Origin of the sequence: Synechococcus sp. ATX 2A4 (assembly GCF_024346375.1) — a bacterium.
Classification (GTDB): Bacteria; Cyanobacteriota; Cyanobacteriia; order PCC-6307; family Cyanobiaceae; genus MW101C3.
Genome location: NZ_JAGQCV010000031.1, coordinates 1 through 1306 on the forward strand (window position 1 = coordinate 1; position 1306 = coordinate 1306).

Genomic DNA, 1306 nt, shown 5'->3' on the forward strand with positions numbered 1-1306 from the left:
TTTTGTTATGAAGAGGTGAATCCAGAAGAATCTGCAATTCAAGGCAGCAATGCAATGTTGGGATACATTGGTCAAGCTACAAAGGGCTCACGGTGGATACCTTGGCACACAGAGGCGATGAAGGACGTGGTTACCTGCGATAAGTCTCGGGGAGCTGGAAACACGCTTTGATCCGGGAATTTCCGAATGGGGCAACCCCTAGAACGGCCGTCTGAATACATAGGGCGGCTCGAGCCAACCCAGCGAACTGAAACATCTTAGTAGCTGGAGGAAAGGAAAGTAAAAACGACTCCCTAAGTAGCGGCGAGCGAACGGGGAAGAGCCTAAACCGATGGTTTCGACCATCGGGGTTGTGGGACAGCAACGTGGACCAGGGACGTTAGTGAAAGCGTTTGAATGGCGCGCCATAGAGGGTGAAAGCCCCGTACACGAAAACGAAACTGGCCTAGCTGTATCCCGAGTAGCACGGAGCACGTGGAATTCCGTGTGAATCTGCGAGGACCACCTCGTAAGGCTAAGTACTCCTGTGTGACCGATAGCGCAACAGTACCGCGAGGGAAAGGTGAAAAGAACCCCGGGAGGGGAGTGAAATAGAACATGAAACCGTGAGCTTACAAGCAGTGGGAGCCCGACTGATCGGGTGACCGCGTGCCTGTTGAAGAATGAGCCGGCGACTTATAGGCACTGGCAGGTTAAACCGGGAATGGTGGAGCCATAGCGAAAGCGAGTCTGAATAGGGCGATCGTCAGTGTTTATAGACCCGAACCCGGGTGATCTAACCATGGCCAGGATGAAGCTTGGGTGATACCAAGTGGAGGTCCGAACCGACTGATGTTGAAAAATCAGCGGATGAGCTGTGGTTAGGGGTGAAATGCCAATCGAACCCGGAGCTAGCTGGTTCTCCCCGAAATACGTTGAGGCGTAGCGTCTAGTGCTATAGCAGGGGGGTAAAGCCACCGTTTCGGTGCGGGCTGCGAGAGCGGTACCAAATCGAGACGAACTCTGAATACCCTGTGTGAAACTAGGCAGTCAGACTGTGGGGGATAAGCTCCATGGTCGAAAGGGAAACAGCCCAGACCGCCAGCTAAGGTCCCCAAATCAATGCTGAGTGATAAAGGAGGTGGGATTGCCCAGACAACCAGGAGGTTTGCCCAGAAGCAGCCATCCTCAAAGGAGTGCGTAATAGCTCACTGGTCGAGCGATCCTGCGCCGAAAATGAACGGGGCTAAGCATTGTACCGAAGCTGCGGATTTAACTTGTTAAATGGTAGGGGAGCGTTCCATGTGGGGTGAAGCGTTAGCGTAAG

The 1306-nt window shown here is 53.4% G+C and carries 1 rRNA gene; it reads left to right on the forward strand.

The features are described from left to right. Positions 1–69: 69 nt before the first annotated feature. Positions 70–1306: ribosomal RNA gene (locus KBY97_RS14590) — 23S ribosomal RNA — on the forward strand; the annotation flags it as partial.